The following is a 23,303-nucleotide window of genomic DNA, read 5'->3' as shown; positions in this document are numbered from 1 at the left end:
GAGATGGGAGAGGCCGTGTAGGTTGTCGGCCATCGAAATACACCTCCCTCAGACAGTTGCAAAACATCTTCATTCCATGCAAGCTGATAGCCATGCCGGAGCTGCCGGATATCGCCGCCTACATCAGCGCGCTCGAACCACGGATCGTGGGTAAGCCGCTCATCCATGTTCGTATCGCCAGCGCATTTCTACTTCGCACCGCACAACCACCGGCGCAAGCACTGGAAGGCCACTTAGTACGGGAATTACGACGAGTAGGCAAACGTATTGCAATCGGAATGGATAACGACCTTTGGGCTGTGTTCCATCTGATGATTGCCGGGCGGCTACACTGGAAGCCGCCGGAGGTAAGGCTTGCCGGGAAGAATGCTCTTGCCGCCCTCGACTTCCCGAATGGCTCTCTTCTACTCACAGAAGCAGGTTCCAAGCGGCGCGCTGCTTTGCATATTCTCAGCGGAGAAGAAGGGCTGCATTCCATTGATCCCGGCGGTATCGATGTATTCACAAGCGATCTCGAGACTTTCCGGAGTGTACTTACAAGCGAAAACCGCACTCTCAAGCGTGCCCTTACCGATCCGCGTCTATTGAGCGGTATTGGAAATGCATATTCCGACGAGATCTTGCATGCCGCTCAATTATCACCCATTACCTTGACACGTAAGCTTGGGCAGGAAGAATGGAAACGCCTCTTTACGGCGACGAAAGAAACTCTTGAGCTTTGGATCAACCGTCTGAGAACAGAGGCCGAAGCAGATTTTCCTGAGAAGGTCACCGCCTTCCGGAAGGACATGGCAGTTCACGGCCGCTATGGAGAACTGTGCCCACGATGTGGAGAGAAAATCCAGCGGATTCGCTACGCAGACAACGAAACAAACTACTGCGCAAAATGTCAGACAGAGGGAAAGCTTCTGGCAGACCGCGGTCTGTCGAGACTACTGGGAGCAGACTGGCCAAAAACTCTGGACGAATTGGAAACGCTTAAGCGACGCTGACCCGAATTACTGCAGGTATCCGAATTGATTCCCCTCTGTATATACCGGAATCTTATGAGCATGGGTTGCTACCTTGAGGACGCATGTAGAACGATCCCCTTGAAAACGGCACATCCCTGCTGATTTCGCTCTAGAATCCTTGTATTGGAAAGCCTGCACCAAAGCGTAGTTGCGGAACCCGAGATGGCGAGGCAACGCTCTGTGAGCAGAATATCTTCCAACGAGGCAACTGCTTCATGAATATCGGGATCGATTTCGGAACAACCCGCATTGTGGTCGCAGCCTCCGACCGAGGCAACTTTCCACTCATCAACTTCGAAACGCCTGACGGCCAGCTTCGAGATTGGTTTCCTCCCGTGGTTGCGGTTAAGGGAAGCGCCCATTTGTATGGATGGGAAGCACTTGCAGTTCAGGACGACGAAGGCTGGACTCTGTTGCGTTCGCTTAAACGCTTCCTCCGCGATGCCGGTCCGAATACAGAGCTGCAGCTCGACGGACAATCTATTCCGTTGCGCATCCTGCTGGCGGAAATGATGTGTGCACTATTTACCCAGCTGATGGAACACTCCAACCTGGGTGCGACCCGTGCCGATCAGTTGAAAGTGATGCTGGGCGTACCCGCCAATGCGAATAGCAATCAGCGATTCCTTACCGAAGAGGCTGCACGAGCTGCTGGTTTCGAAGTTCTTGGCTTGCTGAATGAGCCTTCGGCTGCAGCAATCGAATTTGCTTACCGTAACAGTGCAGAACGAAAGACCCGCTCAGGCACTGGATTGGTTGTTTACGACCTGGGAGGTGGCACCTTTGATGTCTCGTTAGTTGCGTTGGGAGATACGGAGCACACCGTTGTTGCGTCAGAGGGTATCCCCACTCTCGGAGGTGACGACTTCGATCAGATTCTAGCCGACCTTGCCTTGGAGTCCGCCGGGATTTCCGAAGATAGAAAGAAGTCGCTAACTGCTTATGAAAAGCACCACCTGATGGAGGAGTGCCGGGAGAAAAAGGAATCTCTCAATCCAAACACCCGCAAAGTGACAATCGATCTTGAGCGCGCAAATGCTAATTGGAAGGAAGTTTCTATTCCGGTAGATGTTTACTATGAACAGTGCAGACCACTCATCGAATCAACTCGCGAAGTGGTTGAGGACCTTCTGAAAAATCACTCGTCTCGCCCTCTCGATACTTTGTATGTCACGGGAGGAGGATCGGAACTCCCGCCGGTTGCGCGCATTTTGCGAGAGAACTTCGGAAGAAGAGTCCGGCGCTCCGCATACATGCGCTCTGCCAGCGCTATCGGCCTGGCGATTCGTGCCAGCGCCCATGCAGATAACCTTCATGAACAGTTCACGCAAAATTTCGGTCTCTGGCGAGAAAGCGATGGAGGAGGCACGATTATCTTCGATCTCATCTTTCCACGAGGAGCCAAGCTACCCGCACCAGGCGAGCCTTTGCTGCGCACAACGTATAGCTATCACCCGGCACATAATATCGGGCATTTCCGCTATCTTGAATGCAGCCATTTGAATCAACATGGGCAGCCCACGGGTGAAATCACCAATTGGGATGAGATTCATTTCCCCTTTGATCCGGACTTGCAGAATCATCCTGATCTCGCAAGCTATCCGGTGAACCGCTTTTCGGCGCCGAAGAACTTCCGCGCCCAGGAGACCTACACTTGCGATTCCAGCGGTAATCTGCTCGTAACCATTTCTACCGAAGCTACTGGATATACACGCGAATACCGGATCGGTCAGTGGGAGACTGCACGAAACGGCAGTTCTTCGAAGAAGAAATAAGTGATCACCGTTTGAGGAAATAGACACTTATCTGCCAGGAAAGATTTTCACCGCGAAGCACTTTGCAGCTGTATGTGATAGACCTGTGAAGAGGAGATCGCTTCACATCTTTTGATCCAATCAAGACCTGTGAAGCAATCCTTAGTTGCTCATGAGGAGCTTCGCAGCATGGATTGTCTCTTTTGCAAGATCGTCTCCGGCACGATCCCTTCGACCAAGGTCTATGAAGACGACCTTGCCTATGCCTTTGCCGACATTGATCCGAAGGCGCCGGTGCATGTTCTGGTGGTGCCTAAGAAACATCTGGCAGCACTCAGCGCATCCGGTCCGGACGACAAACAGCTCATCGGTCATCTTCATTGGGTAGCCAACACTATTGCCGAACAGAAAAATTTGGCAAAGGGCTATCGAACGGTGATTAACACCGGTGCGGATGGAGGACAGACCGTTTCGCACCTGCACGTGCACCTGTTAGGTGGACGTGCCATGCACTGGCCTCCCGGCTAAACAAGACTTAGAAGCATTGAGTTTAGAAAACTAATGGAAACTCTACTCCCCAGCACACAGCAACCCTGCGTGCTGGGAACATTGAGCTCTTTGCCCTGCACAACCTAAAAAATTGTTTAGGATCCAGTTTCCTTCGACAGAAGGCTACATCCGTTGCCATTCTGCGGCACTTCCCACTTACATATCTGGAGCGAGTTAGATAAGTGAGAAAGCCCACATGGATGCACTCAACCGGAAACCGGCTGGTATTCCAACTCTTCTTCCTCTTCCATACCGTAACGTCGTAGCAAGTTAGGTAAGTTTTGAGAGAAGGCAGATCTTGGCATCACGGTGTCGCAGCCAGCTTCGACGGCCTTCATCTTCAGATCACCTTGAAGATGAGAGAGGAAGCCAATTACTGAGGTACCGCGCTTCAGCTTTGCCTTGATCTTAGGAATAAGTGTCAGCGGTTTCGCATTCGTATTGTTCAAATCGAAAACAATCAGCGCAGGCTTTTCTTCCTCGGGCGATGTGGTCAACTTGGCAATCGATTCTTTGTCGTTTTTGACAAAGCTCACCTTGACGCCCAGCTTTCTCGCCGTCTCCTGAATCTTCGCCAAGAAGAAAAGATCTTCGATAAAGCAATAGATTCTGGTCGGAGCATCCGCACGCACTGCCGCAGGTTGTGCTGGTAAAGGTTCGGCATAAAAGGAACCGTTGCCATTTCCACCATTGTTGTGCAGTTGGATTGTAGAAGGAGGAGCATCAGCAATATTGCCATTCGCTATGCGATAGCTATGATCCATCGGACCGACAAAGACCTGTGGTCGCCGCTGCTTATTCTTCCGACGATTCCCTTGGCCGTTTCCAGCTTGGGGACCGCCATTATTTTTGGAGAAGAATTTCGGAGACTGTTTCTTCTGGCGGTTAGAGGGTTTTTGCTGTTGCATCGAGGGCTGTCCATTCGCTTGAGCATTGGGCTGCCCGTTATTCTTACCTTTGCGCCGGCGCCGCCTGCGGCGGTGCGCTTGCTGCTGCCCCTGGGAGGCAGGCCCCATCGGTGCTTGAGGCACCTGAGGCTGGTTTTGCTCTGTTGTCATGCTTGCACTTCCTGGTGCATACGGTCGTATTGCAGCTTCTTTCGAATGGCCAAGGAGGGAGACCTCATCACCTTGTTGTGACGGCCAGACTTCTTGTTGAAACACTTTTTGCAGTCTGAATTTGATTATTTAAAGTCATAGACTTACGGTTTGTTGGGGGCTTCTTCCTGCGATCTTTCGTTCCCGGCAGCAAACCACTATCTTGTTCACTTTCTTATTCCTTGCTTGTACCCATTCCATTTTTCTGGAATTGGCTCAAGATTCAAAGGAGCCTTATAGTACATCTGCTTTCGCCCGAGCTGAAGGACTCAGAACTTCGGACACAAATTCAGGAGCAGAACTCTTGATATATGACTCTCGAGATTCGCAGCGAGCACACACATTCTTCCAAACGCTTGGCATCAGCTGCTCGATAGGCAAATCTGATAGTACAAGGAACCAGAAATACTGGCAAGTCTTCTTCTCTTTCTGGCTTCAATTAATCCCAAAATAATAGATGCTTCTCAAAATGAAATGGAGCCCGCTTTTGTACACCAGCTGCTCGTTAAAATCTCGACACTCTGTACAGCAATCTTTGCCTCTCTCTAACCCTGTCCGATTTCGGGCATACTTTCTAGACGATGCCAAGGACCTTCAAGTTTTTTGAAGGCAAAGAATATTCCATGTTTTGGACACATCCTTTATAAATGCTCTCCCCTGTTCAAAACCAAGCACTTCAAAAAGATTGGGGACACAACATCTCTCTTGGTTCGATATGCAAATGCCGAATACCAATAACGGAAACTCTTCGCATGAACCATTCTTGATGCTTCCAAGCAGGAGCATTCGCATGCCGCAGAGCTTACAAAGACGGAACGTGCTTTATCTCACAAAACTACTCGTACAGCAGAGTATTCCACATCCAAACAAAGGAGAACTTTAGTTACAGCTACAAGTCAAATTGGGATAACTCGAAATAGTATCAATAACAGATACAATTACTTCTGTGCTCTCCAGCAGGGGACACCTACTTGGAGATGACTAGCTGATTGCATTGAAGCTGAAAATGTTAGGGAAATCGTCCGATCTATTTGTGGGATTCAGGTCTGTTTTCCGGGATGAGCTTTAAAGACTTCAGTCTTGATGGCAAAAGGCAAGAATCGTAATACCGCACTGAAGCATTCCGAGCTGCTGTTAGCTCTCCACAAACATGAGATGCGGCAAGCCGACAAAAGTGTTGAGAATTCTTGACTTGAGGAAAAGGGGTTTACGTTGCAATCGCTGATAGTCAGAAGAAACTTTCTGGCCTAAACGACTAGAGCCGCCCTCAGGCGGCCCTTATCTTCTTTCCTTTGGCTAGATGGCCATCACTGGCCTCCCATAAAGAGTGGTTCTTTTCTATCAGAACCTGAATCCTGGTCGGCTGAAGCTCTCTTTCGGCTTCGCTCTATATTGAGGATTCTCTCTGCACGGCTCATCTTGGCGAGCCTGTGCATCACTGGCACTATGACATATAGCAATCTGCGTGCCTTTTCAACATGTCAATAGAATCAACAAGATAGCATTCAAGCTCTTGGCCATTCTTCTGAATCTAATAGGAGGTTGAATGCCATACTTCATAAATCCATATTTTTGAAAATTGGAAAGCATACACAACTCCAAAATCTAGAACCAATTGACGCATGCCCCGAGATGGGGCAGTAAAAAATGTCGAAAGTCGCCTACTACCAGTTAAGCCATTTTAATGCTGGCACTTAGGACAGTAGTGGGTTCCCCGGCTGCCAATCAGAATTCTCTTAATGGGAGTCTCACAGGCGCGGCACGGCAGTCCAGTTCGCAGGTAGACACGGTGTTCGAGCTGGAAGAACCCCTTAGCTCCGTCCGCATCCACATAATCAGATACTGAAGAACCGCCAAGAGATATGGCTTCCTGTAGTACCTTCTGCAACGCCTTATGAAGCCGCTCCAACTCGGCGTGGGTCAGTTTGCCTGCGATTTTAGCCGGGCGAATTCCTGCCCGGAAGAGGCTTTCATCGGCATAGATATTGCCCACGCCATGAAGAAGCTTCTGATTCAGGAGTGCCGCCTTGATTGGCAACTTCCTGCCTTTAAAAAGCTTCAGGAAGTCTTCCGTGCTGATCGTAAGTGGTTCGCGACCAGGGCCTTGGAAGGGGGACTTTTTCGAATCCCGGCCATCGCCCAAATCCAGGAAGGAGAGCCGGCCAAAGCGGCGGGGATCGACAAAACGAAGCTCCCGCCCGGAGCTGAGATGCAGCACAGCATGGGTATGCAGAGGAACCGGAACCTCCGACGAAGCAACCAGAAGGCGGCCTGTCATCCCCAGGTGAACAATCCACTGAGCCCCTGGAGACTTCGATCGACCTTCCGCCAGGTCAAAGACGATGTGTTTTCCAATCCGGTAGACGCGAAGAATGCGCTTTCCGGTAAGCCCCGCAGCCATCTCTTCGGCTGAAGTCCGGAAGGATTCCTTCTTATTGCCAAGTTCTACAGACTTGATTCGTTCTCCCTGAATACGTTCGTTCACTCCGGCGGCGATAGTTTCTACTTCCGGCAGTTCGGGCATGGAGCTCCTATCTCATTTATTTTTTCACTGAAATAGATGGGCTGCGCTCCTGGAAGTATTCCCATTTTTCATATCTTTCCGGCTGTTGAGATCGCCAAATCCTTCCTTCTTCTTAATATGGTAGGACCCGAAGGTGAGAGCTCTATGGAGCCCCTAGTCGGTATATGATCAAAGATGTGACACCAGCGTGTGCGCTCTTCAAGGAATCGCCCGCCGCGCTCTCCCAGCAGAATCTGTTTTGAAGTTTTAGCTGTGAAGAGTGGACGTGTGTCAAGTTTCCAATCCGGACTTTAGATCAAAACATGCGTGCAAAGACAGCAGTAGTTTTGGGCGCCCAATGGGGCGATGAAGGTAAAGGCAAGATCGTAGACGTTCTTTCTGAGCGGTTCTCCGTTGTTGCCCGTTACGCTGGCGGCCACAACGCCGGACACACGGTTATCATTGGCGGACAGAAATTTGTCCTTCAACTGGTTCCTTGTGGCGTACTGCGGCCGGATTGCAAGGCCGTCATCGGCAACGGTGTCGTCCTCGACCCGCTTGCCTTTCTGAAAGAGGTCGGTCGCCTGCGCGAACTTGGCGTCAACATCGACCAACAACTTTTTGTATCCAACCGGGCACAGGTCATCCTTCCTTACCATCGGATGATTGAACTGGCAGCCGAAAGTGCACCCGGACGGAAGAAGATTGGCACCACCAGCCGTGGAATCGGACCAGCATATGAAGACAAGATGGCTCGCAGCGGTCTGCGCGTCACCGATCTTCTGAACCCTGGAATTCTGAAGAGTCATATCGAGAATGCCTGCGGCGAAAAGAATGCGATTGCCCATGCCCTCTTTGGCACCGATCCGCTGGATCCGGCCAAGATGTTCGAGGAATATGCGAAGGCCGCCGAGCAGGTTGCGCCATTTGTCACCGACACCTCCGTGCTTCTGAATACCACGATCCGGAAGGGTGGCAGTGTGATGTTTGAAGGGGCTCAGGGGACCATGCTGGATATCGATCATGGAACCTATCCTTTTGTGACCTCTTCTTCTGCAACTGCCGGTGGAGCTTCAACCGGGACAGGCGTTGGCCCGACCGCAATCGGAACAGTTATTGGCGTAACCAAGGCTTATGTCACCCGTGTAGGCGAAGGTCCGTTCCCGACAGAGATTCATGATGCTTCCGGCGACCTGCTTCGTGCCCGTGGACAGGAATATGGCGCTGTAACCGGCCGTCCCCGCCGTTGCGGCTGGCTGGATATGCCTCTGCTGCGGTATTCCAATCAGGTAAACGGTACGGAGTGGCTGGTTGTTACTAAGCTCGACGTTCTGGATGAATTGGATGAGATCCCGGTTTGCGTTGGTTATGAGATCAACGGAAAAGTTACGGATGTCGTTCCAGCCGATGTCCATGGACTCGAATCCATTAAGCCGCACTATACGAAGCTGAAGGGTTGGAAGCAATCCACCGAAGGCATTCGCGATTTCGATAAGCTACCGAAGCTTGCGCAGGAATACCTCCTCTTCCAGGAGAAGGAAAGCGGAGCACGCATCGGTATGGTTTCGACTGGTCCTGATCGCGAGCAGACGATGGTACTGCCAGACTTTGAAAAGGCACTTGCTAGCTTAAGTGCCTAGATCCCTGGGCTGGGCGAAGAAAAACTTCTTTGCCCAGTTCGTTCTTTCTTCCGGTATTGGAGTAGATAAATTCCTCCTGGCAATTTTTCTATCCAATAACATTGCTTCTCTCTGAATTACGTCCAATAGAGTTTTACGTTCGATTTTGAACTACAGCAAAAGCTGGATCCTGAAAGGGCAAGAATGCTCAGTTTTATCGTGAGAATGAAGTTCACTGATGAAGACCGTCCAAAAGTTACGGAGCTCCTCCGCGATTTAGGGGCAGCCTCCCGCCAGGAGCCCGGTTGCGTCAATTACCACACACATTTTGTGGAAGATGATCCCAGCATTGCGGTCATTTACGAGTGCTATCAGGACCATGCTGCTCTAGAAGTACATCGAGCATCTGAGCATTTCAAGAAATACGCCGTTGGCGGCCTTTATCAATTGATGCGCGAGCGTTCCGTGGAAAATCTGACGGTGGTTGCCTAGCAGCTTTCCGCTGTCGGCATCCACTACCTGCCCAAAGTCATAACCCACGAATTCCCCTTCAGCCATTTGACTGAGTCCTTTTAGGCATTCAACCTCAAATCCATGCTGCTCAGTGTTTCTTTTTGACGTAGAAACGCTACCGGGTCTACCATCCCTACACGCATGTCCTACAGAGGCCTGAAAGACGTTCGCTCACGGATGGCAGCAGCTCTTCTTCTGTTTGCCCTCCTGCTGGATACTCCGTGTCTTCATGCCAATGTGGTTTTGCCTCACAAGTTGGCACGGGGACCAAAGCACAAGATCCAGCAGCAAATCGAAGCTTTGGAAGATCAGTGGCGGCAGGCAGTTCTGACCAACGATGTCGTAGTCATGGAAAGGTTATTGGCCGACGACTATACAGCCATTACCGCCAGCGGAATGATCCAGACGAAGACGCAATCCCTGGCAGCCTATAAAGAAGGCAAGCGGCAAATTCTCAATCTGGAAATAAGCGATCGCAAAATCCGCATCTACGGAAACACGGCAGTGGTTACGTCGCGCGCCGATGTGACATTAAAGAAAGACGATCAGGAAATCAAAGACCGCTTCCGCTATACGCGGGTTTACAACCGCAATAGCACCGGGCAGTGGAAGATCGTCAGTTTCGAGACAAGCCGTATTCGCGACCCCAACGATCGAGACCCCCATTAGGGCAGATTCCACCATGATGTAAAACAGCCGCCCTCGTCGATTCTGCAAAGAGCGGCTGCACTAATTTTCACCTTGGTTTTATAGTCCCGTTAATTATTTGCTATATTCGTCGCGCAGTTTTGTCTGGCGCGATTCCATGGGAATCGGATTTCCCTGGATGTACACCTGTTTCACCGAGGTCCTGACATCCAGCGGGTCACCGTTTGCCACAACAATATTCGCCATCTTCCCTACATCAAGAGAACCTAGCTGATCTGCTACTCCCCATATTTCCGCAGGGTTCAACGTTATCGCCTTCAAGGCTTCGTCATACGGCAAACCATACGCCACTGCATATCCAGCCTCGTAAGGCAGGTTCCGATAGAACTGCGCATCGGAGGAGGAAAAAGCAAGCTTCACTCCCCTTTTGACGAGTTCGGCAGGCATGGAATAGACAGCATCGTAACGTTCATTTGCCTGAGGGAAATCGTAGATGGAGCCAAAGACTACCGGCACTTTATAGGCAGCAATCTCGTCCATAATGTCTTGCGCGTGGGTTACACGATTGAGAACCACCTTGAGATGGAACTCGCGAGCCAACTCCATTGCCGTCTCGACATCGTGGCTTTCATAAGCACCAAGCACCACAGGGCGTTCGCCCTTCAGATAAGGAATCAATGCTTCAAACTTCAGATCGCGTTTGAAGTTCTTATCGTTCTTCTTCTGTGCCGCTTCAGCCTCAGCCATATAGTGCTGCGTATCGAGGAAGGTCTGCCGAAGCTCCGTAGCCAACCCCATGCGGGTTGAAGGAAAATGCCAGGACCCAAAGCCCCCGTCGCGCCGGCGCTGATCTGCACCGAAGTTCAGTGGCAGAGCAATATCGCGTTTCAAAATCATTTCGTCGCGATTACGTCCTGCAAGTTGGATAAAGATATCCTGACCCGGCAGCGTATCTTGCGAATCGGGAGCAACAATAGCATTCGTGATTCCGTTAATTCGAGAAACGGGGATACGTTCACTCTCGGCATGGAAGGCGTCGTAAACATGCATGTGAGGCATGATTTCGCTCGAAGTCTCAACCAAATCTGTACTGTATTTGTCCGCCTCGATCTCAACCAAACCTAGATGCGTCTCCGAGTCGATCAAACCGGGGTAGACTGTCATCCCTTTTACATCGATGACCTGAGCCTGTGGCGGAATCTTTACACTCTCCGCAGAACCAACCGCAGAGATCTTACCTCCGGAGATGACCAAAACACCGTTTTCCATGACTCCATGCGTGATGGTCAATAGCTTGCCACCAGTCAGGGCAATAGTCTTTGAACTCTGAGAGGAGCTGTTCGCTGTTCCCTGCGTACCTTCACTCTTCTGAGCCAAACTCCAGGTGGAAAACACTAACAGCGCAATTGCGGAAACAAGGCTCTTATTCATCGTTTTCCCTCCTGCTCTTCTCCTCCAAAACCGCCACCATCATGCATTACGCCGTTGAAATGGGTTGTTCCCATCCCTGGCTGACTCACATCAAAGAAGAGGTCTCCGTCGATATACACCTTCTCCGCACGCGCATAAGTAGAGAGGGGATCTGCATTCCAGATCACCAAGTCCGCGTCCTTTCCGACGTCGATGGAACCGACACGATCTTCGACGCCGATGATCCATGCAGGATTGATAGTGATCATACGGAGCGCTTCTTCTTCCGTTGCACCGCCGTAATTCATCATCTTTCCGGCTTCTTGATTCAGACGACGGATATGATCGTTGGAATCACTCTTGAGTGCCACCCGGACACCTTTGCGCATGCTCATTACTGCATTCCAGGGAATAGCATCCCAGGCTTCGTCTTTATATCCCCACCAATCAGCAAAGGTGGCAATCGCGGTATTTTCCGGGGCGATTTTGTCGGCTACCTTATACATCTCAAGAGCATGGTGGAAGGCCCGGATTTTGTATCCATACTGGTGAGCGATTTCTTCTTCCGTAAGGAATTCATCCGCTCGGTAGCAGTGGATCTGAACATAGAGCTTGCCGCGCAGAACGTCTGCTAGTGCTTCCAGCTTCAGATCCTTCTTCGGAGCAACCGCTGCTTTGTCACCCTTCGCCACCTTTGCGTTGTAATCGTCCCAGGAAGCCATATAGGCCTTGGCATCTTCAAACGATTGACGCATTACCTCGAAGTTCCCCATACGTGTCGACGGCAGCTGATCTTTTCCGCCATAAACCCGTTTGGGATTTTCCCCACTGGCAAATTTGATCGAGCGTGGCGCATTGGGGAACAGCATCTCATCGCGGCTTAGGCCAAACTTATTCTTGATCACCACAGCCTGACCACCGATCATATTCGCCGATCCATGTAATAGCAGCTCTGTGGTAACCCCTCCGGCAAGGGCCTGATAAAGAGCCTTGTCGCGATTATCGAAGGCATCGATCATCATCATGCTTGGCGTGATCGGACTTGTGGCTTCATTGATGTCACTATCCAGCGCCGAGTGAGAGTGCGGATCGATAATTCCCGGAGTCAGATATTTACCCGCACCATCAATAGTTATTGCATCCGAGGGTGCATTTACCGTAGCTCCTACACCGGCGATTTTCCCTTCGTGAACCCAAACACTGCCATGCTCGATTGTGCCGTGACTTGCCGTCATTACCGTCGCATTGCGAATAACGAAGTCCTTAGCCGGCTTCTGTGCAACCGATATGGAACCACTTAAGCATATGGTCGCTAGAACAAGGACAGAAGTAATCACTCGACCGACCGGTTGTCGGGCGTCTTGTGCCATTATCATGTTTCGATCTGCCTCCAGAAGAATTGCCGATCCAAAACGTCAACTACGACTTATAAAGGGGATGCTACAGCATTTCGGGGTTCATCGTGACAGCTGGCTGCAATTTGCTAACTACGGTGGACTGACTGATCAGAGTACGATCCGCCGCAAGGAGCCGACCACATGATCATGACGAGACATGCTAAGCATGTTTGCCGCACAGCAGGTCGTCCTGACGAGGATCCCCATACCCGCAACCCGGGCGGGTCAGCGGCCGACTTCATATATTGAATAGGTCAGCAGGAAACTTGTTGAGCCAACACTTACTCCAAGCACAATGCTGCTCCTAATTCCGATTCTGAAACCTATCTCCTCGCTGCCCTTAAGGAAACTGCAAATCGACTCCCGATTTATTCGTTCGGCTTGGTACAAGCTGACGTTCAAACTCAAACATGATCACACCAGCTACATGCTCATCTTGCATTTGAGTCATTCCCTGCCTTCAGGCTCATTTTGTGTCAAAAAAATGGAATTTGACGCCTATGAAATGGTGCGCTAATATTTCCCAGATTTTAGTTTGAAAACATTTTCAGCGTTCTGCTAGTTAACAAGATATGGATATCTTACCAGTAACAGCGAGAACAACTGTTCGCAACCAGACCGTGAGTTCGCGATGGTAGAGACAACAAGTAGGTCAGATGCTCTAGGTAATGCACTGGTCTGTAGGGTTCCATGCTCCATCTACGGTACAGATGATTACTTCGTCTGCGTTCGGCATTCCGACGGAGCCGCTATACCTATTAAAAAGAGCGAAGCGCAATTGCTTTCTGTTATGTCCACGGCCAAATCTGTCAATGCTTGGCTTGACATTCTCTGTAGACGTGCCATTCACAAACGCCTAAACGTCTTGAAAGCCAGCAAGTGCTCTATCCTCGGACGCGTACTTGAATGGGGAGCATCACTCACCAAGAGTGCTAATGGTATCGGCTCTACAGCCCGCTATGATCATCTTCCCCTATACAAGACATTTTCTGCGGAAGTGATGACATTGATAGATCGGGGATTGGTCGCTCCTGTTGTAACATCGGAACAAAACATCATACATTCCACACAAGCTTCAACGAATTGCCGGATCACGACGCTAGGCATCCCAACGTGCGGACGCAGTGAATATCTTTCGCAGTGTGTTAGATCCTTTTCTGACAATTTGTGCGCACACGGTAGGAACGATGCCGCGATTCTTGTCATTGACGATTCGGCGGACGAGGTTTCAGAGTCCAGAAATCGCGATGTCATAACCGCGTCTAGAATTTCGGGCGGAACGCCTATTCAGTTTGTCGCCCATAGAGATCGAGAGCAATTAATAGCGACGTTGCTGAGCAAGGACGCTGCTCCACCTGAAGTACTAGAGTTCGCTCTCGACGCGCAGAAGCTCTTAACAACGGAAGGATGTGTACGTAATACACTTATGCTCCTGACCGCGGGACAATACATACTCCAGACAGACGACGACACTTCTTGTTCCTATGTCAGTGCCCACATGTCGAACAGTCGTGTGGCCATTTCTGCAAGTGCTGATCCTTATCAAACATACTTCTTTGCCGATCATCAGAGTAATGTGGAGTGCTTTCCCCCTTCCTCAAGTGTCGACTCGTTTGGAATTCACGAACAGATGCTTGGGAAACATCTACCACACCTGTTACTCAATAATGATTCTGTCGTCTGGGGTGAGATCAACCCGCACACACTCTTAGGGCCCCAGGCACCGGAAACTCGGATCGATCTGACGGTTACGGGGATGAGCGGCGATCCCGGGACAAGTTCATTGTTTGGCATTGTCGCGTACGCCCCGGCAGAAACCATACATCGTATGTATAGCAGCCCGACGTCATATCACACAGCAAACACGGTGAGAGAAGTCTTACGCCTCGTTCCTGAACCAACAATCAGCCGTCGTTCGATATTCCAAGCAATGTCATTTGGGATTAATAACACCCGACTTCAGCCACCATTCTTTCCGCTAGGCAGGAATCTAGACGGTGCATTTGCGTACCTCTACAGCCTATCTGACCAAGGTGCGTTAATCGGACATATTCCATTTGCAATCACGCACCAATCCGAGCCAACACGCAAATATGACGGACGCCTAGCCGGACGCGTGTGCGAACTTCAACTGACAGATGTCTTACAACTATGCGTGGGGTCTATTTCATGTAGTGATCATCCCAACCTGAACCAAGCTCTGAAATGCGTCGGGGAGCAACTCGTATCTCTCGGTTCCATATCAATGGCGTCCTTTAGATCGCTGCTACAAGGGCTGTACGTGCAATCACGCCTTACCCTTTTGTCTTACCTAGATGGCCTTATGGCGCACAGTTACCCCTGCGATCAGAAATGGCTGGATGATATCCGGCAGATCAGCAAGGACGTGAGAACCTCAATATTGGGTAACCGAAGTATTGTCCCTACTAGGCTCTCAGAAATATATGGATCTGACGAAGAAGCGCTGGCGAAGGCCCAATGGTGTATCTGGATGTATGGACGGCTGTTGTTGCATTGGGAGGACATCTATTGCAGCGCAGCCGATATTCTCCGCTTGAGATGAGCTGTTTATCTCGGCTTCAAGGTAGGGTGTTAATCACAAAGGAGTCCGGAAACTTGTTGAAAAGCACTAAATGCGTATTGCAGATCAAAATGAACTCGCACCAAAATGCTCGCAGAAGGATCAATTTGACAGCGCTGGTGGTTTCAGCACCCGATTTCTGCCCCATTTCGAGATTTGAAAGAGTCTTTCAATAAGCTCCTAGAGGAATGAAACGCATGAGATGTACTTCTAAACCTACCAGAATAGTCGCGTGCATTTCCGGGGCCCTATTCATAATCGTGTGTTCCTACGTTATTTGGCGCATAGTCTTACTACCGGATTATTTGAGAGTGAGACACGAGACTGCCGAACTCCACCAATCTTGCCCATCAGAGGGAACAGAGATTCACCTCCTTCGGGGGAGAACGGTTCACAATCAGGAGATAGCCGTCAATCTCTCTCAGCGCTCGACTAGTACACTGCTGCTTGTCTTGTCGCCAACCTGTCCCTATTGCAGGATAAATTTCCAGAGATGGAGAAGCATTGTGCGATTGATGAGGCCAGAAAACGTTATTTGGTGGATGTCTCTGGTATGGTCGAGTCCGACTACATGGATTCGTACGGGATACCTGCCAGTGCTACGCTAATTCGATTGAACCAGCAGGATAGGGATACCGCTCACCTCCTTGCCACGCCTACCACAATCTGGCTTGCTCCTCATGGCGTAGTACAGAAGTCGTTTGCCGGAGTACTGCAGAACCAGCAAATGAATGAATTAGTGCGCCTAGCGGGTAACGAGGCGAAACCATAACAATTGGCCCCATGCACGCCAGACAACGAGTGTTGTAGCCTGGGACTTTCTCAAATCAAGTTTCCACGAATTTACTTGAGGGCATACTTGAGACGGAAAGATGTCATCAATTGCGATCAAGGAGAACACATGAAAGAGGTTATCAAAAAATACGCAGGTAAGGGCTTACTCATCCTCGGCAGTGTCATCTCGATACTGATCACTTTCGGCCTTAATGGGAAATCGGCTGATGCGTATGTGATTATCGGCGGATGCTACGATGGCAAGCCTTGCGCTCAAGGTGGTTACGGATCAGCAAGTACTTGTTATTTTGGTGATCATGGCCATGGTGATCAGTGCTTTTGCGGAAGTGATAGTGGCAATTGGGTGTGCAGTGCTATTGGACCGGGGTGTTGAGAAAGAGTCGTAGAAGATGTGGCATCACAGCCAACATTCATTTCCAATATCCGGGGGATGTTGGCTGCGCTGACAATACATTTGGACACACACAACGCAATGTAGGTCTTCTTGATATGCCTTTGAGGGGAACGACAAGAGGCAACATTAATGGCGAATAAATTCGAAACCGTATGTGGATCTATCCTCATCATCGCCTTTGTGATATTGGGCATAGTGCTGACCAGAAGGGTGGTCGACGTACCCTGGAAACTGCTGATAGTCAATAATGCTAGTCGCTCAGAAAACACTGATTTGATTTTTCAGTCTGAAAATGGTGTCGATGTACACGGTGTCAGGGTGCGTCACGAACCGCCGCCAGCAGTCGTAGGAACAGTTGTTTTTATGTTGCGTGGTGTCACAATACGCGCGGACCTTGACTATTGGCATGCGGTAGCTGCCCTTTTGCCCAAGGATAGTCGAGTTCGCTTAATCGCTTTTTGCGATGACGCAATTTGCCGCAAGGCGGCCAAGGCCACCACCGGTAGTGACTTTCCTGTGGTGGCATACGGAGAAGTAGAAAGCTCAGAAGCCTTGATTGACGCCGACGCTAAGGGTAACTGTGTTCTGCTCCGCGAAGAGTGGCCCTTGCCTAAGAATGTAAGATGGCGAACGCCAGAAGTAACTCCCGCGGTAGTTGTTCGAGAGGTGCTACAGTGAGGAACCACCAACAAATGAATCGCGGCGTCATGATTCTACTAATTGCATTAATGATCGCCGATGGGTCGATGATGCTCGCACTGAAGGGCGCTCAACTCCGCCAAAACGATCTAGAGGCAGCCTCACAACGCCGGGAACGCTTTTACAGGTCCATTGGAGATAGTCAAATTATTCCTCCGCCGGAAGGAGTCACGGCGAGCAATGAGATTGTGACTGTAGCGCAACATGTGCATCCGGGATGGGCGGTGAGATACGCATCTCCAAAGTGTGGATATTGCAGAAAGGATAAAGAATGGGATCGATTGTCTGCAGATCTTCAGAGACGTGGATTTGATATTTATGCGGTATCTCCATCTGCGAGTGATCTATACCCTCGCGAAACACTCGTCCCGCGTGAGTCAAAGCAAGAGGCTTTCGTAAGCATTGACTGGATTAAGCACTTTCGACTATCCGTAACGCCAACACTGCTGGTATTCGATTCCGATGGCCACCTCATATGGGCCCACAGGAAGATGCTATCCTCGCATGACACCGATGCCGCGAATCGAGCGATCGATGCCTTCACAAAACAACATGATCAACGGCCCATCGTGTCCTCGCCAGTTTCCAATACGGGCCGATAAGGGGGAGCATCTGTGAGAAAGTGGAGCGTGGTTGCGGTTCTGCTGTTGATCGGAGCAGTAGCAGTATTCAAGGGAACAAAGAGCATCGCTCAGATTAAGAGTGCCCAGCAAAATCCAGAATTTGAAGTCGCCTCCATCCGTCCCAGTAAACTCGGCTCACGCGACTGGGGATGGGAGTTCCTGAATCCTTCGGGCAATCGCGCCCCTAAGAGCGGACTGTTTTCCGCGAACACACTATTCGTAACCTACCTCATGTTTGCTTATGATATTCACGACTCTAATGAGGCTACCGCGATTGCGAACAATCTTCCCGCGTGGGTAACGGCGAGCAACTGGGATATTGAAGCACGCGCCGAGGGAATTCCAACACGTGCGCAGATGCGGTTAATGATGCAGATGCTCTTGAAGACGCGCTTCAAGCTTATGGTGCATTTTGAGAATCGGAAGCAGCCCGTGTATGCATTGAAGTTGGTTAAGCAGGGCAGTCTGGGACCCGCCCTGAAGCCCCATACCTCGCAGAAATCTTGTTCCACCGGCTCGAATATGGCACTTTCAAACGAGAAAGAACCACTCTTCTGTGGGGGATTAGGCTGGCCTGCAAATGGCCAAATGCACTTTGCGATTTCAGATGTATCGATGGATGAAGCGGTCAGCTTCCTTGGGGGACACTATATGTCTGACCGCCGACTGGTGAATTGGACGGGGCTGAATGGTCGATACGATATTCATTTTGCCTACGTTCAGGGAAGCCCACAAAGTGGAGAAAACTGGATGGAATTTGCGCGAACCCGGCGTCTTGAGGAAATTGAAAAGCAACTGGGCCTCAAGTTCGTGCAAGCTACCGCCGATGTGCCCACGTTGGTCGTAGACCACATCGAGAAACCCTCTGCAAACTGATGCTCGCGGAAAGGCAGGATGAATAGAGATGAACGTAGCAGGACTATCATCCGGCAGACTGCCCATCGCCAACAAAATTCTCGCCAACAGAAGATTGGGAAAGTCACCTTTTTCCTGATTTAGATCAAGTTTCTTTCTGAAACCTCTTGAGAAAAAGACTTCGATGGATTGCTCATGTTCTTAGTAATCGTAAGAAACTAGTAGTCAGCAGAACTAGTGAGTAAGGATAGATGTCTACCAATATCTCATTGGGCAGTCCTTTGGTGGTTAACAGTGTGGGGCCTACAACACCTACCCATCAGGATGCTGCCGCAAAAGAATTCTCCGGCGCAATGAATGCTGCTACAGGGGGAAATTCGTCTTCCTTGCAGGCAAATGGCAACATCCCCGAGGGAATAGAAGCCTTGCCTACCAATGTGCAGGAGGCGCGTTTGCTTACGAATCAGTCGAATACCGCCATCGACATCATGAATATAAGCAAACCGGAGCAATACGGTTTGGTTCTAGCATCCCTCACAGAAAAAGCAGAACTTCTTCCAGGAAGCGCACAGACTGCGGCAAGCAGTTACGGCCAAAGCGAATTGGATGTGCTAACACTCGAACGAAGCTTCCTGATGTTCATGCAGTTTGTTCAAGAAGGAAATGCCGAAGAAGCACGCTTAGCTCTTAAAAAGCTTCGCAAACGCTTCCGAACAGGATATTTCGGTCGAGCAGGAGAAGAAGCCTCAGACGACGACTCGGTCGACGAATTGCTGGAAGAGCTTGATGCTGCACTTGTCAGCAATGATCTGCATGCCGCACAACTCAGCATCAACTCCTTCCTGGCCAGACTCGGGCACAGCCAAGGAAATTTCTTTTCTATGAGCGTGTAGTCAGAATCAACTGCCGTACCCCCGGTAAGTACCGAGGAGAATCTTCTTCACGTCTCTTTTGCTCTACCCCTCTGCCTGCCCGCCCGTAGCGCTTTGAAGAATCGCATCTGCGATACAAACAGCTTCAACAGTTGGCCGGACATTATGAACGCGAACAATATCGGCACCAGCCAAAACGGAAGCTACTGTCGCTGCCACAGTGGCATTATCGCGCTCTGCCGGAGGAACTGACTGAACCCCATATAAAGCAGCGAGAGTATGCCCAAGCGAAGCCTTGCGGGAAATACCTGCGAGGAGCGGCCTCCCTAGACCTCGTAACTCGGCCTGAGCATTAAGCAGAACATAGTTTTCGTCGCCAATCTTGCCAAACCCATATCCAGGATCGAGAACGATGTACTCCGGAATGACTCCAGCTGCATGAGCAACCTGCATTTGCATGCTCAGTTCTTCTCTCACTAAAGGCAAGATCCGGCTTTTCTCCAGTGGCGGCAAGCTCTTCCATTCTTCAGGGGTGCCCCGAGTATGCATCAGCACAACGCCACACTTCAGGTCGGCACAGGTTTGGGCCATGGCTGCGTCCCAGAGAAATCCGCTTACATCGTTAACGATTTCGGCCCCTGTCTCCACAGCAGCACGAGCCGTAGCGGCATGATAGGTGTCAATGGACAGAATTACCTTGGGACGAACTTTCAGGAGCTCTTCAATCACAGGGAGAATGCGTTCCTGCTCTTCGTCCACGGTTAAGGAACCATGTGCTCCAGGGCGTGTGCTCTCGCCACCGATATCCAGGATATCGGCACCTTCTTCCAACAGAGCAAGTGCATGTTCGACAGCTCTGTCTGTGGTGTTGTAAAGACCGCCATCGGAGAAGGAGTCTGGGGTTACATTCACAATTCCCATGACCTGTGTCCGAAGTCCCAACTCCAGGACACGACGCCTTAGCCGCCACTCGGTTCTCTGCCTCTGTACAAACATTCTGCGGCGATTGTAGTGCCTCTTTCATTTTCTGGTAACGGCAGTTACCTGCTAAACTCCGTCCCAATGAGCTATCGTCTGCGAACATTAGGTCTTTCCCTATTTCTGATTGCCTTTGTGTCCTTGACTCCGGCCTCTGCCCGATCCGGCAAAAAGCCGATTCCACGTACTGCTTCTGCGGTTCTGCGGCCTGAGATCCTGGCACAGCGAGTTGGGCTGGTTCTAGCCGATCAAATTGTGGCTCATGCGCACTGGGGAATTTCGGTAACGACTTTGGATGGCAGGCAGATCTATACCATCAACGATGGACAATACTTCACCCCGGCCTCCAATACCAAGATGTTGACTACGGCTGCTGCCTTCGCCCTGCTACCTACGGCAACAGCAACCTACACGACAAATGTCGTTACCAACGGAACGCTCGATACAAACGGAAATCTGCAAGGAAACCTTGTCATTCTGGGCTCAGGCGATCCAACGCTCTCGGGCCGCACCTATCCCTATGCAACCAAGACGGAGCGACCGAATCCACCACTGCAAGCTTTAGCAAATCTGGCAGATCAGATAGCCCGCGCTGGAGTGCATTCCGTTACGGGCAATATCGTTGGAGACGACACCTTTTTTGTAGATGAGCGCTATGGCAGCGGATGGGGATGGGACGACCTTATGTGGTCCTATGGAGCTCCGATTTCTGCACTAACCATCAACGACAATGTGACCTTCCTGAGTTTGCTGCCCGATCCTGCTCACCCCTCGGCAACAGTCGTCTCCTGGAACCCGCCGACCAGCTACTACACGGTTGCAAACTCTATGACCATGGCTCCATCGAATGGGAAATCGCAAGCGGCCCTGGAACGGATGCCCGGATCGTTAGCGATTCGTACTTGGGGTACAGCTTCGAACGAACAGGGAAAGATTGGCTTTCATTCAGCTCTGGCAATAGAAGATCCGGCAGCTTATGCCGCAATCTCTTTCAAAGACTTGCTACAGGAACGAGGAGTCACGGTAACAGGAACAGCTGTAGCCAATCATCGGATATCGACTTCTACCGCAGACTTCCTCGAGGAATCACGAAGCCCACTGGAATTAAAACCAGTATCGATTGAGACGATTGCCGCACCTACCGGAGATCGTAAGATTTTAGCGAGCTATACCTCTGTTCCTCTTGTTCAAGATCTGACTGTGACGAATAAGGTAAGTCAAAATCTCCATGCAGAGCTGATGTTACGGGAATTAGGAAAACTCTGCGGTACAGACGGGAGCTTCGCACAGGGAACTCGGGTGGTTCGGCAATTTCTTCTGAATTCGGGTGTTCGCGAAGATGACTTCAGCTTCTACGATGGCTCCGGCCTCTCCCCTTTCGATCAAATCACGCCGCGAGCTATGACTAAATTACTTACCTATGCAGCGCAACAACCCTGGGGAGAAGCCTGGCGCAGCACTTTTCCTATTGCCGGTGTTGACGGCAGCTTAGCCGGACGTTTCCTCAATACTCCGCTGCAAGGTCATCTCTTCGCCAAAACCGGAACCTTAAATGAAGTAAATGCTCTCTCCGGATACTTTATCTCGCACTCGGGAAAGACCTTGGCTTTTTCCATCTTCGTCAATAATCACAGGCCTGCAAGCGATGCGGAACGCAAAGCAATGGATCGTATTCTCGAAATCATTGCCGCTGCAAACTAGCGTAAGTACTGAAGGATAGAAAGAGAGTAATACATGCTGCTCGGCTCGGGCTGTTGGATTACAGCAGCCTTGCTTCTTCCAAACGCGTTATTTTATGCTGCGCCTCCTCCACCATCGAATATTCCCTCGATAGCTCCTGCTGCAAGATGGCTTGAGTCCTCCGAATGGATACTCCGGCTTATTATCTTTTCACTGCCTTGTTTCTACCACCTGAACTATAGCCAGCTCTCTATTCACCGGGTGATGGCTCTTGCCATGATCTTTTCCTTGCTCTTCTACTACTACGGATGGATACGCTACTTTCGGAAACGGGATCTTCGTTTACTCTTCACTCCGCTGGCAGGTTTGCCATACCCGATGGCTATCAGTCCCGTCCTATTTCTTCTGTTCGCCTCCATTCTTTTACATTCTGCTGCTCTGGCGGTCTTTTCATTGCTCTTTGGCATGGCACATTTGGCTGTTACTGGTAATACGGCCTCACAGATCCTGAACGAAGAAGCAGCGGGAAAGACATAAGACAGCGATCGATTCTTTATTTCGACTATCATTCAGGAAAGGAACAGAAGGTTTGTTTCACTAAACTTATGTCTGCATATCCAAAGATCTTGTTGCTTGGTGTTTCCCTGTTTCTGGCAGGCTGTGGGCCAAAACTTCCTCCATCCAAACCAGCAAGCGAGTTCACCGCTCAGGAAACCAGCGGGGCTGCCGTATACGTGAAAAATTGTGCACGTTGTCATTCGGCAAACACCCAACGCAATCTGCATGGACCTGGGCTGCAAGGCCTCTATAAGCTCAAATACATGCCGAGCGGAGCTCCAGCAAACGACGATCGGGTAACTGCGGTTATTCTCCGCGGACGAGGCATGATGCCTGGATACGCAAACCAGATCGACGAGCAGCAACTGGCCGATCTTATCGCCTATCTGCATACGCTATGAACGAGACACCACAACACTCACGAATGCCGCTGCCGGGAATGGCAGGAATCGCCCTCTACATGCTGATTCTTTCAGCCGTAGTGGCTTTCCTCGTTCTCGGACACTATATTCCGCCGCTCTTCCTGATCATGAGCTTCCTGTTTGCGGCATCCAGCATTGGGCTGCTGCGTCTCTACCGCTGGGGATGGGCCCTAGCCCTGGCAGCCTCGTTTTTGATGCTTTCCTATCAGGTGTGGGTCTTTTTCCACTCTTATCAGGGGCCAACTCTCATTCAGATAGGGCTGAATCTGGTCTTTTTCCTCTATCTGGTACGCCCGGATGTCAGAAAACGGCTACGATAGGGCCTCTGCGACATCTAAAAGAT

The 23,303-nt window shown here is 50.5% G+C and carries 22 protein-coding genes; 17 read left to right on the top strand and 5 right to left on the bottom strand.

Annotation, left to right across the window (positions count from 1 at the left end):
* Positions 1 to 92 precede the first annotated feature (92 nt).
* The 3 genes from AC6I7T_RS17165 (at position 93) to AC6I7T_RS17155 (ending at position 3,295) form a co-directional block, all read left to right on the top strand.
* Complete coding sequence (locus AC6I7T_RS17165) at positions 93 to 992, top strand: Fpg/Nei family DNA glycosylase (protein ID WP_497788580.1); 900 nt, start codon at positions 93 to 95, stop codon at positions 990 to 992.
* A 236-nt stretch (positions 993 to 1,228) separates the two neighbouring features.
* Entirely contained in the window at positions 1,229 to 2,788 is a 1,560-nt protein-coding gene (locus tag AC6I7T_RS17160; RefSeq protein ID WP_497788579.1) for an Hsp70 family protein, read from the top strand.
* A 168-nt stretch (positions 2,789 to 2,956) separates the two neighbouring features.
* Positions 2,957 to 3,295: a histidine triad nucleotide-binding protein gene (locus AC6I7T_RS17155; protein ID WP_497788578.1), complete on the top strand. Its 339-nt coding sequence runs from the start codon at positions 2,957 to 2,959 to the stop codon at positions 3,293 to 3,295.
* A gap of 227 nt (positions 3,296 to 3,522) precedes the next feature.
* On the opposite strand, the gene AC6I7T_RS17150 is transcribed toward AC6I7T_RS17155, so the two are convergent.
* Both AC6I7T_RS17150 and AC6I7T_RS17145 read right to left on the bottom strand, forming a co-directional pair.
* Positions 3,523 to 4,374 (bottom strand): response regulator, encoded by an 852-nt coding sequence (locus tag AC6I7T_RS17150; RefSeq protein WP_497788577.1) that lies wholly within the window; start codon positions 4,372 to 4,374, stop codon positions 3,523 to 3,525.
* A gap of 1,720 nt (positions 4,375 to 6,094) precedes the next feature.
* Positions 6,095 to 6,937 (bottom strand): DNA-formamidopyrimidine glycosylase, encoded by an 843-nt coding sequence (locus AC6I7T_RS17145; protein WP_497788576.1) that lies wholly within the window; start codon positions 6,935 to 6,937, stop codon positions 6,095 to 6,097.
* 302 nt (positions 6,938 to 7,239) lie between these two features.
* Here AC6I7T_RS17145 and AC6I7T_RS17140 point away from each other — a divergent pair, with 302 nt between their 5' ends.
* The 3 genes from AC6I7T_RS17140 (at position 7,240) to AC6I7T_RS17130 (ending at position 9,717) form a co-directional block, all read left to right on the top strand.
* Positions 7,240 to 8,556, top strand: coding sequence for an adenylosuccinate synthase (locus AC6I7T_RS17140; protein ID WP_497788574.1), 1,317 nt, complete (start codon positions 7,240 to 7,242; stop codon positions 8,554 to 8,556).
* Between the two features lie 183 nt (positions 8,557 to 8,739).
* Entirely contained in the window at positions 8,740 to 9,027 is a 288-nt protein-coding gene (locus AC6I7T_RS17135) for a putative quinol monooxygenase (RefSeq protein ID WP_497788573.1), read from the top strand.
* A gap of 198 nt (positions 9,028 to 9,225) precedes the next feature.
* Positions 9,226 to 9,717, top strand: a complete 492-nt coding sequence (locus AC6I7T_RS17130; RefSeq protein ID WP_497788571.1) for a nuclear transport factor 2 family protein — start codon at positions 9,226 to 9,228, stop codon at positions 9,715 to 9,717.
* Between the two features lie 93 nt (positions 9,718 to 9,810).
* Here the strand turns inward: AC6I7T_RS17130 and AC6I7T_RS17125 are convergent, their stop codons facing one another.
* Positions 9,811 to 11,127 (bottom strand): amidohydrolase family protein, encoded by a 1,317-nt coding sequence (locus AC6I7T_RS17125; protein WP_497788570.1) that lies wholly within the window; start codon positions 11,125 to 11,127, stop codon positions 9,811 to 9,813.
* Entirely contained in the window at positions 11,124 to 12,482 is a 1,359-nt protein-coding gene (locus AC6I7T_RS17120; RefSeq protein WP_497788569.1) for an amidohydrolase, read from the bottom strand. Before AC6I7T_RS17120 ends, AC6I7T_RS17125 begins: the two co-directional genes overlap by 4 nt.
* 652 nt (positions 12,483 to 13,134) lie before the next feature.
* Between AC6I7T_RS17120 and AC6I7T_RS17115 the strand changes: the two genes are divergently transcribed.
* The 7 genes from AC6I7T_RS17115 to AC6I7T_RS17085 all read left to right on the top strand — a co-directional run bounded on the left by AC6I7T_RS17115 (position 13,135) and on the right by AC6I7T_RS17085 (position 19,343).
* A complete protein-coding gene (locus AC6I7T_RS17115) occupies positions 13,135 to 15,066 on the top strand; it encodes a hypothetical protein (RefSeq protein WP_497788568.1) in 1,932 nt (643 codons plus the stop codon).
* Positions 15,067 to 15,577: 511 nt separating this feature from the next.
* A complete protein-coding gene (locus AC6I7T_RS17110; RefSeq protein WP_497788567.1) occupies positions 15,578 to 15,856 on the top strand; it encodes a hypothetical protein in 279 nt (92 codons plus the stop codon).
* A 259-nt stretch (positions 15,857 to 16,115) separates the two neighbouring features.
* Positions 16,116 to 16,265: a hypothetical protein gene (locus AC6I7T_RS17105; protein ID WP_497788566.1), complete on the top strand. Its 150-nt coding sequence runs from the start codon at positions 16,116 to 16,118 to the stop codon at positions 16,263 to 16,265.
* A 137-nt stretch (positions 16,266 to 16,402) separates the two neighbouring features.
* Positions 16,403 to 16,951, top strand: coding sequence for a hypothetical protein (locus AC6I7T_RS17100; RefSeq protein WP_497788565.1), 549 nt, complete (start codon positions 16,403 to 16,405; stop codon positions 16,949 to 16,951).
* 14 nt (positions 16,952 to 16,965) lie between these two features.
* Positions 16,966 to 17,574: a hypothetical protein gene (locus AC6I7T_RS17095; protein ID WP_497788564.1), complete on the top strand. Its 609-nt coding sequence runs from the start codon at positions 16,966 to 16,968 to the stop codon at positions 17,572 to 17,574.
* 12 nt (positions 17,575 to 17,586) lie between these two features.
* The gene (locus AC6I7T_RS17090; protein ID WP_497788563.1) at positions 17,587 to 18,471 is read left to right on the top strand and encodes a TIGR03435 family protein; all 885 of its coding nucleotides are present in this window, start codon (positions 17,587 to 17,589) and stop codon (positions 18,469 to 18,471) included.
* 230 nt (positions 18,472 to 18,701) lie between these two features.
* Positions 18,702 to 19,343, top strand: coding sequence for a hypothetical protein (locus AC6I7T_RS17085; RefSeq protein WP_497788562.1), 642 nt, complete (start codon positions 18,702 to 18,704; stop codon positions 19,341 to 19,343).
* 63 nt (positions 19,344 to 19,406) lie between these two features.
* On the opposite strand, the gene folP is transcribed toward AC6I7T_RS17085, so the two are convergent.
* Complete coding sequence (gene folP, locus AC6I7T_RS17080; RefSeq protein ID WP_497788561.1) at positions 19,407 to 20,318, bottom strand: dihydropteroate synthase; 912 nt, start codon at positions 20,316 to 20,318, stop codon at positions 19,407 to 19,409.
* A gap of 15 nt (positions 20,319 to 20,333) precedes the next feature.
* Here folP and dacB point away from each other — a divergent pair, with 15 nt between their 5' ends.
* The 4 genes from dacB (at position 20,334) to AC6I7T_RS17060 (ending at position 23,280) form a co-directional block, all read left to right on the top strand.
* The gene (dacB, locus tag AC6I7T_RS17075; protein ID WP_497788559.1) at positions 20,334 to 22,001 is read left to right on the top strand and encodes a D-alanyl-D-alanine carboxypeptidase/D-alanyl-D-alanine endopeptidase; all 1,668 of its coding nucleotides are present in this window, start codon (positions 20,334 to 20,336) and stop codon (positions 21,999 to 22,001) included.
* Positions 22,002 to 22,034: 33 nt separating this feature from the next.
* Positions 22,035 to 22,517: a hypothetical protein gene (locus AC6I7T_RS17070; RefSeq protein ID WP_497788558.1), complete on the top strand. Its 483-nt coding sequence runs from the start codon at positions 22,035 to 22,037 to the stop codon at positions 22,515 to 22,517.
* Positions 22,518 to 22,585: 68 nt separating this feature from the next.
* Complete coding sequence (locus tag AC6I7T_RS17065) at positions 22,586 to 22,939, top strand: c-type cytochrome (RefSeq protein WP_497788557.1); 354 nt, start codon at positions 22,586 to 22,588, stop codon at positions 22,937 to 22,939.
* Complete coding sequence (locus AC6I7T_RS17060) at positions 22,936 to 23,280, top strand: hypothetical protein (protein ID WP_497788556.1); 345 nt, start codon at positions 22,936 to 22,938, stop codon at positions 23,278 to 23,280. Before AC6I7T_RS17065 ends, AC6I7T_RS17060 begins: the two co-directional genes overlap by 4 nt.
* The last annotated feature ends 23 nt before the right edge of the window (positions 23,281 to 23,303 follow it).

The organism is Humiphilus diazotrophicus (genome assembly GCF_059726315.1).
This window is presented reverse-complemented; position numbering and strand designations above follow the sequence as displayed.

What these genes read in the sequence shown, in the direction of transcription:
- AC6I7T_RS17070 (WP_497788558.1), top strand. Translation starts at nt 22,035, where the DNA reads ATGCTGCTCGGCTCGGGCTGTTGGATTACAGCAGCCTTGCTTCTTCCA.
- AC6I7T_RS17105 (WP_497788566.1), top strand. Translation starts at nt 16,116, where the DNA reads ATGGCAAGCCTTGCGCTCAAGGTGGTTACGGATCAGCAAGTACTTGTT.
- AC6I7T_RS17165 (WP_497788580.1), top strand. Translation starts at nt 93, where the DNA reads ATGCCGGAGCTGCCGGATATCGCCGCCTACATCAGCGCGCTCGAACCA.
- AC6I7T_RS17150 (WP_497788577.1), bottom strand. Translation starts at nt 4,374, where the DNA reads ATGACAACAGAGCAAAACCAGCCTCAGGTGCCTCAAGCACCGATGGGG.
- AC6I7T_RS17060 (WP_497788556.1), top strand. Translation starts at nt 22,936, where the DNA reads ATGAACGAGACACCACAACACTCACGAATGCCGCTGCCGGGAATGGCA.
- AC6I7T_RS17155 (WP_497788578.1), top strand. Translation starts at nt 2,957, where the DNA reads ATGGATTGTCTCTTTTGCAAGATCGTCTCCGGCACGATCCCTTCGACC.
- AC6I7T_RS17065 (WP_497788557.1), top strand. Translation starts at nt 22,586, where the DNA reads ATGTCTGCATATCCAAAGATCTTGTTGCTTGGTGTTTCCCTGTTTCTG.
- AC6I7T_RS17100 (WP_497788565.1), top strand. Translation starts at nt 16,403, where the DNA reads ATGGCGAATAAATTCGAAACCGTATGTGGATCTATCCTCATCATCGCC.
- AC6I7T_RS17085 (WP_497788562.1), top strand. Translation starts at nt 18,702, where the DNA reads ATGTCTACCAATATCTCATTGGGCAGTCCTTTGGTGGTTAACAGTGTG.
- AC6I7T_RS17095 (WP_497788564.1), top strand. Translation starts at nt 16,966, where the DNA reads ATGAATCGCGGCGTCATGATTCTACTAATTGCATTAATGATCGCCGAT.
- AC6I7T_RS17110 (WP_497788567.1), top strand. Translation starts at nt 15,578, where the DNA reads ATGGAGAAGCATTGTGCGATTGATGAGGCCAGAAAACGTTATTTGGTG.
- AC6I7T_RS17135 (WP_497788573.1), top strand. Translation starts at nt 8,740, where the DNA reads ATGCTCAGTTTTATCGTGAGAATGAAGTTCACTGATGAAGACCGTCCA.
- AC6I7T_RS17115 (WP_497788568.1), top strand. Translation starts at nt 13,135, where the DNA reads ATGGTAGAGACAACAAGTAGGTCAGATGCTCTAGGTAATGCACTGGTC.
- folP (WP_497788561.1), bottom strand. Translation starts at nt 20,318, where the DNA reads ATGTTTGTACAGAGGCAGAGAACCGAGTGGCGGCTAAGGCGTCGTGTC.
- AC6I7T_RS17125 (WP_497788570.1), bottom strand. Translation starts at nt 11,127, where the DNA reads ATGAATAAGAGCCTTGTTTCCGCAATTGCGCTGTTAGTGTTTTCCACC.
- AC6I7T_RS17120 (WP_497788569.1), bottom strand. Translation starts at nt 12,482, where the DNA reads ATGATAATGGCACAAGACGCCCGACAACCGGTCGGTCGAGTGATTACT.
- AC6I7T_RS17130 (WP_497788571.1), top strand. Translation starts at nt 9,226, where the DNA reads ATGGCAGCAGCTCTTCTTCTGTTTGCCCTCCTGCTGGATACTCCGTGT.
- AC6I7T_RS17160 (WP_497788579.1), top strand. Translation starts at nt 1,229, where the DNA reads ATGAATATCGGGATCGATTTCGGAACAACCCGCATTGTGGTCGCAGCC.
- AC6I7T_RS17140 (WP_497788574.1), top strand. Translation starts at nt 7,240, where the DNA reads ATGCGTGCAAAGACAGCAGTAGTTTTGGGCGCCCAATGGGGCGATGAA.
- AC6I7T_RS17145 (WP_497788576.1), bottom strand. Translation starts at nt 6,937, where the DNA reads ATGCCCGAACTGCCGGAAGTAGAAACTATCGCCGCCGGAGTGAACGAA.